The 14,838-nt window shown below is 37.5% G+C and carries 20 protein-coding genes and 1 other annotated feature; of the genes, 18 read left to right on the top strand and 2 right to left on the bottom strand.

Annotated features, from left to right (window positions below):
- Positions 1-183 precede the first annotated feature (183 nt).
- The 13 genes from IEW44_RS11370 to IEW44_RS11310 all read left to right on the top strand — a co-directional run bounded on the left by IEW44_RS11370 (position 184) and on the right by IEW44_RS11310 (position 9,303).
- Entirely contained in the window at positions 184-1,194 is a 1,011-nt protein-coding gene (locus IEW44_RS11370; protein ID WP_188615170.1) for a rod shape-determining protein, read from the top strand.
- Positions 1,195-1,219: 25 nt separating this feature from the next.
- Complete coding sequence (mreC, locus tag IEW44_RS11365; protein ID WP_188615169.1) at positions 1,220-2,137, top strand: rod shape-determining protein MreC; 918 nt, start codon at positions 1,220-1,222, stop codon at positions 2,135-2,137.
- Positions 2,137-2,661, top strand: a complete 525-nt coding sequence (gene mreD / locus IEW44_RS11360; protein WP_188615260.1) for a rod shape-determining protein MreD — start codon at positions 2,137-2,139, stop codon at positions 2,659-2,661. Before mreC ends, mreD begins: the two co-directional genes overlap by 1 nt.
- A gap of 22 nt (positions 2,662-2,683) precedes the next feature.
- Positions 2,684-3,349 (top strand): septum site-determining protein MinC, encoded by a 666-nt coding sequence (locus IEW44_RS11355; RefSeq protein WP_188615168.1) that lies wholly within the window; start codon positions 2,684-2,686, stop codon positions 3,347-3,349.
- A 1-nt stretch (position 3,350) separates the two neighbouring features.
- Positions 3,351-4,151 (top strand): septum site-determining protein MinD, encoded by an 801-nt coding sequence (gene minD, locus IEW44_RS11350; protein WP_188615167.1) that lies wholly within the window; start codon positions 3,351-3,353, stop codon positions 4,149-4,151.
- 102 nt (positions 4,152-4,253) lie between these two features.
- Positions 4,254-4,327 (top strand) — a sequence feature (ribosomal protein L21 leader region).
- 13 nt (positions 4,328-4,340) lie between these two features.
- Positions 4,341-4,649 (top strand): 50S ribosomal protein L21, encoded by a 309-nt coding sequence (gene rplU / locus IEW44_RS11345; RefSeq protein WP_188615166.1) that lies wholly within the window; start codon positions 4,341-4,343, stop codon positions 4,647-4,649.
- 21 nt (positions 4,650-4,670) lie between these two features.
- The gene (locus IEW44_RS11340) at positions 4,671-5,018 is read left to right on the top strand and encodes a ribosomal-processing cysteine protease Prp (protein WP_188615165.1); all 348 of its coding nucleotides are present in this window, start codon (positions 4,671-4,673) and stop codon (positions 5,016-5,018) included.
- Between the two features lie 2 nt (positions 5,019-5,020).
- Positions 5,021-5,308, top strand: coding sequence for a 50S ribosomal protein L27 (gene rpmA / locus IEW44_RS11335; protein WP_036142737.1), 288 nt, complete (start codon positions 5,021-5,023; stop codon positions 5,306-5,308).
- A gap of 206 nt (positions 5,309-5,514) precedes the next feature.
- Positions 5,515-6,048, top strand: a complete 534-nt coding sequence (locus tag IEW44_RS11330) for a Spo0B domain-containing protein (protein ID WP_188615164.1) — start codon at positions 5,515-5,517, stop codon at positions 6,046-6,048.
- 5 nt (positions 6,049-6,053) lie between these two features.
- Complete coding sequence (gene obgE / locus IEW44_RS11325; protein WP_188615163.1) at positions 6,054-7,340, top strand: GTPase ObgE; 1,287 nt, start codon at positions 6,054-6,056, stop codon at positions 7,338-7,340.
- A 20-nt stretch (positions 7,341-7,360) separates the two neighbouring features.
- On the top strand, positions 7,361-7,816 hold the full coding sequence (thrR, locus tag IEW44_RS11320; RefSeq protein WP_188615162.1) for a transcriptional regulator ThrR: 456 nt from the start codon (positions 7,361-7,363) through the stop codon (positions 7,814-7,816).
- A 219-nt stretch (positions 7,817-8,035) separates the two neighbouring features.
- A complete protein-coding gene (pheA, locus tag IEW44_RS11315) occupies positions 8,036-8,914 on the top strand; it encodes a prephenate dehydratase (RefSeq protein ID WP_188615161.1) in 879 nt (292 codons plus the stop codon).
- 11 nt (positions 8,915-8,925) lie between these two features.
- The gene (locus IEW44_RS11310) at positions 8,926-9,303 is read left to right on the top strand and encodes a thiol-disulfide oxidoreductase DCC family protein (RefSeq protein ID WP_188615160.1); all 378 of its coding nucleotides are present in this window, start codon (positions 8,926-8,928) and stop codon (positions 9,301-9,303) included.
- 213 nt (positions 9,304-9,516) lie between these two features.
- On the opposite strand, the gene IEW44_RS11305 is transcribed toward IEW44_RS11310, so the two are convergent.
- A complete protein-coding gene (locus IEW44_RS11305) occupies positions 9,517-9,954 on the bottom strand; it encodes an Rrf2 family transcriptional regulator (RefSeq protein ID WP_188615159.1) in 438 nt (145 codons plus the stop codon).
- Positions 9,955-10,165: 211 nt separating this feature from the next.
- Here IEW44_RS11305 and hmpA point away from each other — a divergent pair, with 211 nt between their 5' ends.
- The 3 genes from hmpA (at position 10,166) to yidC (ending at position 12,492) form a co-directional block, all read left to right on the top strand.
- Entirely contained in the window at positions 10,166-11,317 is a 1,152-nt protein-coding gene (gene hmpA, locus IEW44_RS11300) for an NO-inducible flavohemoprotein (RefSeq protein WP_188615158.1), read from the top strand.
- 134 nt (positions 11,318-11,451) lie between these two features.
- Positions 11,452-11,736 (top strand): hypothetical protein, encoded by a 285-nt coding sequence (locus tag IEW44_RS11295; protein WP_188615157.1) that lies wholly within the window; start codon positions 11,452-11,454, stop codon positions 11,734-11,736.
- A gap of 24 nt (positions 11,737-11,760) precedes the next feature.
- On the top strand, positions 11,761-12,492 hold the full coding sequence (gene yidC, locus IEW44_RS11290) for a membrane protein insertase YidC (protein WP_188615156.1): 732 nt from the start codon (positions 11,761-11,763) through the stop codon (positions 12,490-12,492).
- 60 nt (positions 12,493-12,552) lie between these two features.
- On the opposite strand, the gene IEW44_RS11285 is transcribed toward yidC, so the two are convergent.
- Positions 12,553-13,083: a transcription repressor NadR gene (locus IEW44_RS11285; protein WP_188615155.1), complete on the bottom strand. Its 531-nt coding sequence runs from the start codon at positions 13,081-13,083 to the stop codon at positions 12,553-12,555.
- A gap of 115 nt (positions 13,084-13,198) precedes the next feature.
- On the opposite strand from IEW44_RS11285, the gene ruvA reads away from it, so the two are divergent.
- Complete coding sequence (gene ruvA, locus IEW44_RS11280) at positions 13,199-13,813, top strand: Holliday junction branch migration protein RuvA (protein WP_188615154.1); 615 nt, start codon at positions 13,199-13,201, stop codon at positions 13,811-13,813.
- Between the two features lie 12 nt (positions 13,814-13,825).
- The gene (gene ruvB / locus IEW44_RS11275; protein ID WP_188615153.1) at positions 13,826-14,824 is read left to right on the top strand and encodes a Holliday junction branch migration DNA helicase RuvB; all 999 of its coding nucleotides are present in this window, start codon (positions 13,826-13,828) and stop codon (positions 14,822-14,824) included.
- Positions 14,825-14,838: the final 14 nt, after the last annotated feature.

The raw sequence follows: 14,838 nt of genomic DNA, 5'->3' as shown, positions 1-14,838 counted from the left end.
TTTTGCGAACCAATTGCAAGCAAAAGCGTTTATAATTTATTGATAGCGCTATTATAATTGTAATTTTAATGAAAGTGAGGACAGAAGGTACTATAAATTTTTGGTTTTTTCCGTTATAATAAACGTTATGATTTCATAATTACAACAAATGAGCAATTTTCATATAGAAAGGGAGTACACACATTGTTCGGATTAGGAAGCAAAGATGTCGGCATTGACCTCGGCACAGCAAACACGTTAGTTTTTATTAAAGGAAAAGGTATTGTTTTAAGAGAGCCATCAGTTGTTGCAAGAAACACGAAAACAGGTGAAATTGTAGCCGTTGGTAATGATGCCAAAAATATGATTGGTCGTACACCAGGTTCTATCGTGGCGATTCGCCCTATGAAAGATGGCGTAATTGCTGATTTTGATATTACAACCGCAATGATTGAATATTATTTAAAAGAAGCCTCTAAAAATTCAGGTGGTAATTGGAAAAAACCAAATGTAATGATTTGTGTACCATATGGTATTACATCTGTTGAACAACGTGCTGTTATTGATGCATCACGCCAAGCAGGAGCGCGTGAAGCATTCACAATTGAAGAGCCATTTGCGGCAGCAATAGGTGCTAACTTACCTGTTTGGGACCCAACAGGTTCAATGGTAGTTGATATTGGTGGTGGTACAACAGAAGTGGCTGTTATTTCACTAGGTGGTATCGTAACAAGTGAGTCAGTACGCGTTGGTGGCGACGCTATGGACCAATCTATCATTGCTTATATTCGCAAAACATATAACTTAACAATTGGTGAACGTACAGCAGAAGCAGTAAAAATGGAAATTGGCTCGGCTTATACAGAAGAAGATGAGAAAATGGAGATTCGTGGACGTGACTTAGTAACAGGTTTACCAAAAACATTAGAAATTTCAGCTAAAGAGATTTCCGAATCATTACGTGAGTCAGTAACAGCCATTATCGATGGCGTTAAACGTACATTAGAGCATACACCACCGGAATTATCAGCAGACGTTATGGAACGTGGTATTGTATTAACAGGTGGCGGTGCTTTACTTAAAAATCTAGACAAAGTATTGAGTGATGAAACAAATATGCCTGTCTTTATTGCAGAAGATCCATTAGACTGCGTAGCAATAGGTACTGGTAAAGCATTAGAACATATTGATGTAATTCGACAACAACAACTGTAATAGTAAGGAGAGGGGCTTAAGCAAGATGCCACAGTTTTTTACAAATAAAAAACTTATCGTGCTATTAGTGGGCATCATCTTCCTAGTTGCTATTATTAGTTTTTCATTAAGTAATCGCAGCAACCCAACAATGCCAGAACGTATCATTAAAGATGGTGTAGGTTTTGTGCAAAATTTAGCATCAAAACCCGTAGCTACTGTTACATCTCTTTTTGAGGATCTAGATAGCTTGTTGGCGACCTACGATGAAAACAAACGTCTAAAAGCTCAGCTTTCAGACTTTGCTGTAACAAAAGCAGAACTTGCTGAAGTAAAGACAGAAAATGAAAGACTAGCTGCGCTTATTGATAAAGAAGATAGTTTAATTAAATATGACCCAATTAACGCAACGGTAATTGCACGTAACCCAGACCAATGGGAAGAAAAAGTAATCGTTAATAAAGGTACAAAACATGGTGTAGAAAAAAACATGGCTGTTATGACAGCAGATGGCCTAATTGGTAAAGTAACAGTTGTGACATCACATACAGCTGAAGTTGAACTATTATTTTCTAACAATCCTAATTATCGTATATCATCGAAGATTAAAGGTGATAAAAAAGATGTCTTTGGTTTAATTGAAGGCTATGATGAAGAACGTGGCGAATTATTAATGAAACGTATTGATTCAAGCCTCAAAGTAGAAAAAGACCAAACCGTAGTTTCATCGGGGTTAGGCGGTATTTTCCCACAAGGTTTATTAATTGGTAAAGTAACCGAAGTAAGTACAGATGACTATGGCTTAACAAAAATGGCTTATATTAAACCAGCTGCAGACTTTGCTTTATTAGACCAAGTTGTCATTGTAAAGCGTGAAACAACAGCAATCGATGGTGTTGATGGTGACAATACAAATCAAGATTTAACAAATCCATCAGAAGAATCGGAGAGTGATGCGAAGTGATGAGACGCTTTTTAGTCGTAGCGGCTGTCGCATTGCTCTTCTTATTAGAGCCGGGATTTGCTTTCTTATCGCCATTACAACTTGGCGATAATGTTTATTATTTTGTACCACGATTCGTTATTGTAAGTTTAATTTTTTTAGCAACATTTCATTCCAAAAAGCGAGCAATCCTTATCGGCTTGTTTTTTGGCGTTTTATATGATGTTTTTTACATTAACATCATTGGTTTATATGCGTTTGTTTATCCTTTCCTCGCGTTCCTCGCAGGCACTATTATGCGCTATATTCGACCTAACATGATTGTGACGTCAATAGTTTCATTATTGCTCGTAACGGTTATGGAAGTAATATTGTATCAATTTTATCATTATATCGGTTTTACAACGATGCCATGGGCGAGCTTTATTCAGCATCGTTTATTACCAACAATGTTAACGAATACACTCTTTACGATTTTAATGGCCATTGTTTTTGTCTATTTGATTAATAAACGTTGGATTCGTAACGAAATGGATACAGTATAATTGAATTGAGGTGAGTGGTTGTATGAAGCAAGTTGTGCATATGAAAGGTACGAAAGATGGTTTTATTATTAAGTTAGATGATAAAGCAGCCTATCAAGACTTACTAATTGCACTAATGGAGTTGGCAGAGAGTTATACAACTGATCGCCAAGTCGATGTTCAATTGCACTTAGGATATCGTTATTGTAGCGAAGAGGAGCAAGAACGCTTAGTTGCAGCTATAGAGAAAACAAACAAGTTGCACGTTACACAAATTAATAGCGATGTTGTAACGAAGCAAGAGAGCGAAGCGCAGTTGATTAAGTTACAAAATGAAATGTACGTCGGCATGGTACGTTCAGGTCAAGTATTGCGCGCAGATGGCGATGTGTTTATTGTAGGTAATGTAAATCAAAATGGACGTGTAGTAGCAGGTGGTAATATTTATATATTAGGGCGACTAAAAGGTATGGCATATGCTGGTCAAAATGGCAATGAACATGCTGTAGTAGCTGCATCCTATTTTGAGGCGACACATATTTGTATTGGCGAAGTAATGGAGACGATGTCCAATGAAAAAGTGGCGCAAACAGGGCATACGGAACTTACATGTGCTCATCTAAATGAACAAGGAGTTATCGCGTACAAGCCAATTCATGAACTAAGAAACATGCCATCGTTTTTTATGACTGCTAAAGGGGGAAACTGATGTGGGCGAAGCGATTGTAATTACATCAGGTAAAGGCGGTGTTGGTAAGACAACAACAACGGCTAACCTTGGTATAGCACTGGCATTACAAGGAAAAAAAGTTTGTTTAGTTGATACAGATATTGGTTTAAGGAATTTAGATGTTGTATTAGGTCTAGAGAATCGTATTATTTACGATTTAGTTGACGTCGTAGAAGGACGTTGTCGCTTACATCAAGCTCTAGTAAAGGACAAGCGAGTAGAAGAACGATTGTATTTGTTACCTGCTGCGCAAACAACAGATAAAACGGCAGTATCGCCAACGCAAATGAAGGCGTTAATTGATGAAATTAAACAAACTTTTGATTATGTGCTAATAGATTGTCCTGCAGGTATTGAACAAGGTTATAGGAATGCTGTAGCAGGTGCAGACCAAGCGATTGTTGTGGCTACACCTGAAATTTCCGCTGTGCGTGATGCAGACCGCATTATTGGTCTATTAGAACAAGAGGCACATGTGGGAGCACCAAAGTTAATTATTAACCGTGTAAGGCATCATTTAATGGAGTCAGGCGATACATTAGATATTAATGAGATTACAGCGCATCTGTCTATTGACTTAATTGGTATTATTTTAGATGATGAGGATGTCATTACATCTTCTAATAAAGGGGAGCCAATCGTAATGGACCCCAATAATAAAGCTTCACTAGCTTATCGTAATATTGCAAGGCGTATTCTTGGTGAAAGTGTACCTTTAATGGCAATTACAGAGGATAAAAAAGGTTTTTTCACGAAGCTATTCGCTATTTTTTCTAAGTAACGAATAAAAGCTTGTCTTTTTATAGACAGGCTTTTTCTTTTGATGAATATATTGACTTCATAAAACATACGTGATAATATCGTAATGTTATTGTTTGTAGCACCCATGCTACAACCGCACTCACAAGGTTTAAGTATCGAAAGGTCACCTTGCTAGGGGCGAGTCTGAGTCTAAGGAGGTGCATGTAGAATGTACGCAATTATTGAAACTGGTGGTAAACAAATCAAAGTAGAAGCTGGTCAAGAGATCTTCATCGAGAAATTAGGTGTAGAGGCTGACGAAACAGTTACTTTTGATAAAGTTTTATTCGTAGGTGGCGACAGTGCTAAAGTTGGCGCTCCATACGTAGACGGAGCTACTGTAACAGCTAAAGTTGTTAAAGAAGGCCGCGCTAAAAAAATTACTGTTTTCAAAATGAAAGCAAAGAAAAACTACCGTCGTAAACAAGGTCATCGTCAACCATACACAAAATTAGTTGTTGAAGCAATCAACGCTTAATTCAAGTGAGGTGAATCCTAGATGATTCAAGTTACGATTTTCCATGATGAAAATAGACATGTACATGCATTTGAGATGTCAGGGCATGCTGAATACGACGAATCTGGTAAAGATTTAGTGTGTGCAGGTGCATCAGCTATCGGCTTTGGTGCTGTAAATGCAATTTATGCACTTTTACAACTTAAACCAGAAATCGAACAAGCAGGTGAAGGTGGTTACTTAAAAGTAACATTACCTACTGATATTGATGAAAAAATGGATGAAAAATTACAACTTATTGTTCAAGTAATGACTGCTCAGTTTTATACTATGGTAGAAAGTTATGGACAGTATATTAAAATATCTTATAACCAGCAGGAGGTGGAATGATTATGTTATTAACATTAGATCTTCAATTCTTCGCTTCTAAAAAAGGTGTAGGTTCTACTAAGAACGGTCGTGACTCTGAGTCAAAACGCCTTGGTGCTAAACGTGCTGATGGTCAATTTGTAACTGGTGGTTCAATTCTTTACCGTCAACGCGGTACAAAAATTTACCCAGGTACAAACGTTGGTCGTGGTGGCGATGATACGTTATTTGCCAAAGTTGATGGTGTTGTAAAATTCGAACGCCTTGGCCGCGACAAAAAGCAAGTATCAGTGTACCCAGCTGAAGCTTAATAATGACAATTAAGAGCATGTCCAAAGCGCTTTGTGCTTTTTGGATATGCTTTTTTTGGGCATGAGTAGACTTATAAGTATGTGTTACTTATGAGTCTATTTTTCTTGAAACATTGAAATTTTCTCATAGTATGTGTAATACATGAATAATGCTGAACAATGCGCTATAATTGTGAGAAAACATTGTTATACTAGGAGTGAACAACATGGCAGACGTGAAGCCTAAACTTTGTGTGAGAGAAGCGATTCGCTTTGCAAATCATGATTTTTTAAACGACTTGCAAGTCCTTTCTATGTATGCAGAGTTAGGTCTTCATGATAAAAGTAAAACGTATATTCAAACAGTGGCTAAACGTTTACAGATGATATCTAACTTGAATAAGCTAGGGCTACCAGAAACTATTGAGTGGTTATTAACGGTATCATGGCGTTTTACGATGTTCACATGTGATGTTAAAAGTAATGTTACAGCACCAATGAGTGGTGAATGTGACTTTGCATTAGCGCAATACTTAGAAAAGACAATGCTTCAATTGGTGGAGCTTGCAGATATTACAAAGCCTCAAAAACTGTATATTGTAGTTAAAACAACAGATGTGGACATGCAGTTAGAAGTGGATATTCAAGGTTTATGGCAAGCACCTCTTGTAATCGAACGAAAAAATGAATGTTTTGCAGTAGTCATAGAAAACAGCACAGTAGAGCATGTAAAATTTCAAATTACTGCAAACAGGGAGTGAAATAAATGTTTGTTGATCACGTAAAAATTTATATTAAAGGTGGTGACGGTGGCGATGGTATGGTCGCCTTCCGTCGCGAGAAATATGTCCCAATGGGAGGCCCAGCTGGTGGGGATGGTGGCAATGGTGGTAATGTTGTCTTTGAGGTAGACGAAGGATTACGCACATTGATGGACTTTCGTTACAAGCGTCACTTTAAAGCAACACGCGGTGAACATGGTATGAGTAAAGGCATGCATGGTAAAAAAGCAGAAGACTTAGTAGTAAAAGTGCCCCCTGGTACAGTCGTTATGGATGAAGAAACAGAAGTTGTGATTGCTGATTTAGTTGAGCATGGTCAACGTGCTGTTATAGCGCGAGGAGGCCGAGGAGGTCGAGGTAACTGTCGCTTTGCTACACCAGCTAACCCTGCACCAGAACTCGCTGAAAAAGGAGAACCTGGTCAGGAGTTCAATGTCGTATTAGAATTGAAAGTATTAGCTGACGTTGGTCTTGTTGGCTTTCCAAGTGTAGGGAAATCTACATTACTGTCTGTCGTATCAGCAGCAAAGCCAAAAATTGGTGCATATCACTTCACTACTATTGTGCCTAATTTAGGTATGGTTGAAACAGAAGATGGACGTAGCTTTGCTATGGCAGACTTGCCAGGACTGATTGAAGGCGCACATGAGGGTGTTGGTTTAGGGCATCAGTTTTTACGTCATATTGAACGTACGCGTGTTATTGTGCATATGATTGATATGTCAGGTATGGAAGGGCGCGCCCCCTATGAAGATTATGTCACGATTAATAACGAGTTAGAACAATATAATTTGCGTTTAACTGAGCGCCCACAAATTATTGTAGCTAATAAAATGGACATGCCTGATGCAGAAGAAAATTTAAAACAATTCCGTGAAAAAGTAGGCGCTTCGATTAAAGTATTCCCAGTATCTGCTGTTTCACGACAAGGATTAAAAGAGTTATTATTTGAAGTGGCAGATTTATTAGAAGTGACACCAGAGTTTACATTACACGATGTTGTCGAAGAATCTGATGCAACAGTGATGTATAAACACGAAAATACATCTGAGGACTTTGACATCACACGTGATGATGATGGCGCCTTTGTATTGAGTGGCTACACAATTGAACGTCTATTTAAAATGACAGACTTTAGCCGTGAAGATGGCGTGCGTCGTTTTGCTCGTCAATTGCGCAGTTTAGGTGTGGATGAGGCCTTACGTGAACGCGGGGCGGAACACGGTGACACGGTTCGCTTATTAGAATTTGAATTTGAATTCTTTGAATAAAGTGGAGTAGGGGGAAAAATATGAAAAGCGTTGCTAATCAACGATATTTTTTAGTGCGTGAAGATGTTTTAACAGATGCTATGCAAAAAACGTTAGAAGCTAAACAGCTGCTTTCTAGCGGTGCAGTATCTTCCATTTGGGATGCGGTAAAAGAAGTCGATATTTCGCGTAGTGCGTTTTATAAATATCGTGATGCGGTTTTCCCTTTCCATTCTGTTGTGCAAGAACGCATTTTGACTGTGTTCTTGCAGTTGCAAGACCGCAAAGGTACACTGGCAAGATTATTGGAAACGGTATCAATTACACACTGTAATGTCTTGACCATACATCAAACCATACCTATTCAAGGGCGAGCAAATGTAACATTGTCACTAGACGTGACAAGTATGACCTGCGAGTTAGACGAATTATTACAACAATTAAAGCGCCTTGACTTTGTTGAGTCAGCAGAAGTTATTAGTTCAGGTGCATTATAAAACAAAAATAAAAAAGTGGTAAGGGAGAAATCATATTTTCCCTTATCACTTTTTACTTTCTAGTAAAAACTACTATTAACAAATGAGAGTAGAAAGACGTAGTGTTATTACTTCACAATAAAAGTAACGCGATCTCCACTTCTTTTTATGCAAAAAATAATAATCATTGGAATGTTTTGAATAATAAGCGTAAAATAATGATAAGGAGGTAATTGTAACATGATAGAGAAAGAAAGAATGCCTTATCGAATCGCTTATTTAGGGCCAGAAGCGTCCTTTACATATCTTGCTACAAAGGGATTATTCCCACAAGATCAATTACTGCCACAGACAACAATACCAGGCTGTATCGAAGCAGTTGCAGCTGATAAAGTAGACCTTGCTGTAGTCCCATTAGAAAATGCGTTAGAAGGCTCTGTACCCTTAACACTAGATTATTTATTCCACGAAGTAGATTTATATGTGATTGGTGAAGTATTGTTACCTATTGAACAACATTTAATGGTCAACCAGGCGCAAAAAGAGCACTGGGAGAAGATTGAAGGCGTATATTCTCACCCTCATGCCTTAGCACAATGTCATAAGTATTTGTATTATCGTTTTAGCCATGTGCCATTACATCAAACGTCATCAACTGCAGCGGCAGCAAAATATGTGTCTGAACATCCTGAGCAGTGTATTGCAGCGATAGGTAATGCTTCAGCAGCAGCCAAATATAACCTGGCATTAGTACAACCTGCCATTCATGACTTTCAATTCAATCATACACGCTTTTTTGTATTATCTAAACAGAACCATCGTTTGCCGCAATTAAATACGGATCATCAACCAAAGACAACATTAATGATAACTTTGCCAAAAGATAATCGTTCTGGAGCGCTGCATCAAGTATTATCTGTCTTTGCTTGGCGTCAACTTAACTTAAGTAAAATTGAATCAAGACCTTTAAAAACGGGACTGGGTGATTATTTCTTTATTGTAGATATCTTATCAGATGAACATACACCAATGATGCAAGGAGCAATGGAGGAGTTACAAGCTTTAGGTTGCAATGTTAAATCGTTAGGGACATATTATTTATACAAACAATCGCTGTAGGTGGTGGTATTATGAATGTTGTACTCTTTGATGGAGATTGTCACTTTTGTCAAGCGAGTGTTCAAATGATATTACGTTATGAAAAAGAACCCTTTTATCAGTTCGCATCTTTGCAAAGTGACACAGGACAAAAATTAGTACACAAACATCATATTATGGATGATAGTGCAGTTGTAATTGAAGGGGAGCATATATGGATAAAATCGCAAGCCGCTTTGCGCATTATTAAACGCAGCCGTTATGGCATAATACCTTATTATGTAGGGCGTTTGGTGCCTGCTTTTTTAGCGGATAAAATATATGATTATATTGCCCGCAATCGCCACCGTATTATAGTAAAGCAATGTCATATCCCTACAAAAGCGGAAAGAGCACGTATATTACCATAAAGACTTATGACAATAAGTTAGAATAGGGTTCGTTTATGATAAAGTGTCGTTAAAAAAGAGGCTGGGACAAAAGAAAAAATGTGAGGCGATTTTTAAAATCGCCTCACATTTTTTTGCTTTCAAGTACATTAAGTGATTCATTTAGCCGAAAAATTATTACTTAAATTTTATATTTCTCCTCAAAATTGAGTTGTGTCCCAGCTTCTTTTTTTGTCATGGTTGACGAAGTAGTGATAAAATTAAATTTTTGTTTTGTAAAAAGTCGGCAATTGTGTACTGATCGAGCACTGCTAAATAGGCGAGTAATGCCTCGTGCAATACGCTCTTTAACTGGCAGGCAGAAGCAATTTTACAGAGATTACTCTCTGGGTTAAAACATTCGACTAAATGAAAGTCTTCTTCTGTTTGCCGTACTACCTCACCAATGCCAATCTCATCTGCAGGTTTGGCAAGTCGTATACCACCACCACGACCTCGTATGGTTTCGATATAACCAAGTTGTCCTAATTGATGTGTAACTTTCATTAAATGGTTTTTCGATATATTATAAGCATCTGAAATTTCCTGAATTGTTGTTAATTGTTCACGCTCTTTAGCACCTAAAAAAATTAATGTGCGTAATGAGTAGTCAGTGTACACAGTTAAGCGCATGTGATCTTCCCCACTTTCCTTACTATATTATAGCATTTATCAGACTAATGGCGAGTAATTCATCTTGCACAAAAGATGTATAATTGATACATAAATTTTAAAGATGTATTTTATATGTATGTTTTGTGGCAGAATTGTTAAAGATGTATTTTATATATTGCTTTAAAAAATAACCCGCGTTATAGTGGAATTAAGAAAAGGAGTGATACACATGTTACAACAACAAACTATGGAGATTATTAAGCAAACGGCACCTGTATTGGAGGTTCATGGTGTTACAATCACAAAAACGTTTTATCAAAACATGTTTGAAGCACATCCAGAATTATTAAACATTTTTAATCATACGAATCAAGCACAAGGTAGACAACAAACAGCATTAGCTAATACGGTATATGCTGCAGCAGTACATATTGAAAATTTACAGGCGATCTTGCCTGCGGTGATGCAAATTGCTCATAAACATAGAAGTCTTGGTATCTTACCTGAACATTATCCAATCGTAGGCAAATATTTATTAGGTGCGATTCAAGAGGTATTAGGGGATGCCGCTACACCTGAAATAATAGATGCGTGGGAGCAGGCCTATGGCGTTATTGCTGACATCTTTATTCAAGTAGAAGAAGAGTTATACCAACAAACAGAACAAGATGGTGGCTGGCGTTTATTTAAACCTTTTAAAGTAGCTAAAAAAGAGGTGGAGAATGATTTAGTGACATCATTTTACCTAGTGCCAGAAGATGGTTCAACTTTACCGAATTATGCACCAGGTCAATATATTTCAGTGCGTACTGCTATTCCTGGTGAGCAGTATTTAGCTAATCGTCAATATACATTATCTCAAGCACCAAACCATGATGCTTTTCGTATTTCGGTGAAAAAAGAGGTTGAAGCAACGCCACAAGGGAAAGTATCGAATTATTTACATGATACTTTACAAGAAGGAGATGTATTAGATGTGAGTGCCCCAGCAGGTGTATTTACATTAGGCGAATCACAGAAAGTAGCCTTTATTAGTGGGGGTATAGGTGTAACACCTTTAAATAGTATGTTGCAAGCAACGACAGACCAAGAAGTGACATTTATTCAATGTGCACGTAACGAAAATGTAGTTACATTTAAAGATGCAATTAAGCAAAAGTTGCAAACAATGCCAAACGCTAACTATGAAGTGTTGTACTCGGATAAAGAACAATATATTAACGCAGATATCATTAAAAATACGATTCCACAAGATGCAGAAGTCTATGTATGTGGACCAGTGCCGTTTATGGCTAGTGCTGTACAGTTATTAAAAGAACAAGGGTTTACAGAAGATCGCATTCACTATGAATTCTTTGGACCAGCATTGCAATTAGCGTAGTAGCATTATGATAAAGTAGCCTATGGCATTCAAAAGGCACTGACGAATTAAAACGTCAGTGCTTTTTTAGATGCTTTTATTTTGAAACTATACTGGGTGATAAAACGTAAGATAAAGGTAAGGAGGTGAATAATTTGTTACAGCTTATGCAGGAGATATGGATAGGGACAGCAGATTTTTATATGTATATGTTATTGTTTGTGATTTTGTTAGCCATTAGCTATGCATTATCAACTTCAACAGCAAAACTACCATTTTTAAAGCCAACATTATGTGCTCTTCGTCAAATTAATATTAATGTTGTCTATTTCATTTCTCGGCTTATTCCTAATGAAGCGGTATTTGTTTGGGTAATGAGGAGACAACGAAGAATAGCACAACAAACAGATGATGAAGTACCGACGAACTCTTATTATTAACACATAATAAGAGGAGGAACAAAGTTGAATCAATTATTCACATATAAACAGACAATATTATTATTTTTATTAATCAATATAGGGTTACTTTTATCAGGGTGTGTATCGTTTACAACGTATGTTGTGAATCCATTCTCACAAGTAATTGATAGTATCGCTACTATTTTTGACGGCAATTATGGTCTAGCTATTATTGCGATTACACTTGCTGTGCGTCTTATATTATTACCACTCATTATTAAACAAACGAGAGCGAGTAAGGTCACGCAAGAAAAGATGAAACAATTGAAGCCAGAGATAGATGCTATTACGGCAAAATATAAAACAGACCAGCGACCAGAAGCACAACTAGAGATGCAAAAAGAAATGTCTGCCATATATGCAAAACATGGCACCAATCCTTTTGCTATGTTGTCAGGCTGTGTCCCTTTACTTTTACAAATGCCCATCTATATTGGTTTATATTATGCCATTAGAGAGTCTTCAGCAATAGCAACGCATAGTTTCTTATGGTTTGAGTTAGGACAGACAGATATAATATTAGCTATTATCACAATTATTCTTTATGTACTGCAAGCTAAAATAAGTACGCTTCATCTAGATAATAGTCAACAACAAATGAAGTTCATATTATATGTAACACCTATTATGATGTGTTTTGTTGTCTTTATTATGCCTTCTGCGTTGGTGTTGTATTGGGCTGTAGGCGTTCTATTTTTAATTGCACAAACGATATTCCTTAAGCGTTTAAGCTAATTGTACGAAAAACAGCCAATTGACAGATGTCGATTAGCTGTTTTTTATCGTTTTTGGCCATTAGTTTTCAATTAAAAAGCCGCTGTCCCGCAGTGCTTGCTCTGCACAATCAAGCATTGCTGTCGTTGGTGCAACGAGGGTGTGCAAATGAGTACCATCTGTCAGTGCAGATAAGTACATCGCTTGTTCTTCAGCAACTTTTTGTAAAAATTGCTTCACTTCAAGTCGATTACTCACATGAATGGACGCTGTTAAATCCCCGTACACCCCATGTTCAATAATAACGTTTTTTACCATTACTCCACAATCAACAATCGCAAATAATTCTTCTTCTGTTTGTGCAGGGGTATGTTGGCAAGCTACAATGCGTTCGTATAATGGCGTAGATTCTTTAGGCATGTAGACATAGCCTTGACTTGTCGCTAAAATAGGTTCGTTACGTGCTTTTAGTAATGTCATGTCGGTTACAATCACTTGTCGTGATACGTTAGCCACTTTAGCTAATGCAGTGCCTGTAATCGGTGTATCAGCTTCTCGTAGTAACTCCATAATTTTTGCTCTTCGTTGCTCACCAAGTAGTTTTTTTGTCATACGTACTCACTCCTTGCATAAAGATATTGTATCACGAAATGGCTATGTAATCAGTCGAGCATTCGTTCGCTAATATGCTATAATTTAAACCATGATATGAAATGAGGGACGACAAATGTATGATTATATAAAAGGTAGAATCGACCGCATTACACCAGAGTATATTGTAATTGATAATCAAGCAATAGGTTATCGTGTGTTCACGCCAAATTCGTATGCATTCACTTCCCATAAGGAGGAGAGCATCATTTATGTACATCTTCATGTGAGAGATGATGCACACTTATTATTTGGTTTTCAATCGCTTGATGAACGCGAATTATTTCGCAAACTAATTCAAGTATCAGGCATTGGGCCTAAAGGGGCTTTAGCGATATTAGCTACAGGTAATCCTGTGCAAGTAATGACAGCGATTGAGAATGAGGATGAAACGTATTTAGTTAAATTTCCAGGTGTAGGTAAGAAAACAGCCCGTCAAATCATTTTAGATTTAAAAGGCAAGTTAGGTGCATTACTTGATAATGTAGAGATGGCAAGCGCACCAGACGAACTGCCATTATTTGAAGATAGCACAGTTAATCATGCCTTAGAAGACGCATTGTTAGCTTTAGCGACATTAGGTTATTCCGAGCGTGAATTAAAGAAAATCCGCCCACAATTGGAACAATCTACAGATTTGTTAACGACGGATGATTACATGAAAAAAGCGTTAACATTGCTACTCATGTAAGGAGGGAAAGATATGCAAAATCATTTAACAACAAATGAATCAACAGACTTTGATGAGCAATTTGAATTTTCATTGCGCCCACAAAAATTAGCCCAATATATTGGGCAAGCTCAAGTGAAAAAAAACTTATCAGTGTTTATTGAGGCAGCTCGTCAACGCGGGGAATGTTTAGACCATGTGTTGTTATATGGTCCTCCAGGCTTAGGTAAAACAACTTTAGCAGCTGTTATTGCGAATGAGATGGGTGTTAACTTTCGTATGACAAGCGGTCCAGCTATTGAAAGACCAGGTGATTTAGCAGCGATTCTAAACGGTTTAGAACCAGGTGATGTCTTATTTATTGATGAGATTCATCGTTTACCTCGCGCAATTGAAGAAGTATTATATCCAGCTATGGAGGATTTTTGTTTAGATATTGTAGTAGGGAAAGGACCAGAAGCTCGTAGTATAAGACTAGATTTACCTCCATTTACATTAATCGGTGCGACGACACGAGCAGGCGCATTATCTGCACCACTTCGCGACCGTTTTGGTGTATTATTACGTTTGGAGTATTACGACCAACAAGCGTTAACAGAAATTGTGCAACGTAGTGCTACAGTATTCGATGTTGTCATTGATCAAGCTGCTGCTGAAGAGATTGCGATGCGTTCTCGCGGTACGCCGCGTATTGTCAATCGTTTATTGAAGCGTGTGCGTGACTTTGCACAGGTATTAGGCGATGGCGCGATTACATCTGAATTATCTCACCAAGCATTGGAGTTATTACAAGTGGATGTTAAAGGGCTAGATCATATCGATCGTAAATTATTAGAAAGTATTATTGAACGTTTCCGTGGAGGTCCTGTTGGTTTAGACACAATATCTGCCTCTATTGGTGAGGAGGCCCTAACAATTGAAGATGTCTACGAGCCTTATTTGCTTCAAATAGGTTTCATTCAACGTACGCCAAGAGGACGTATAGCAACACCATTAGCTTATGAACACTTTGGCTATGAGATACCAGAATAAATTTAAATAAAAGG

Origin of the sequence: Lysinibacillus alkalisoli (assembly GCF_014643595.1) — a bacterium.
Lineage (GTDB): Bacteria > Bacillota > Bacilli > Bacillales_A > Planococcaceae > Metalysinibacillus > Metalysinibacillus alkalisoli.
The sequence above is the reverse complement of the archived record's forward strand: the minus strand, read 5'-3'. Positions and strand labels throughout refer to the sequence as shown.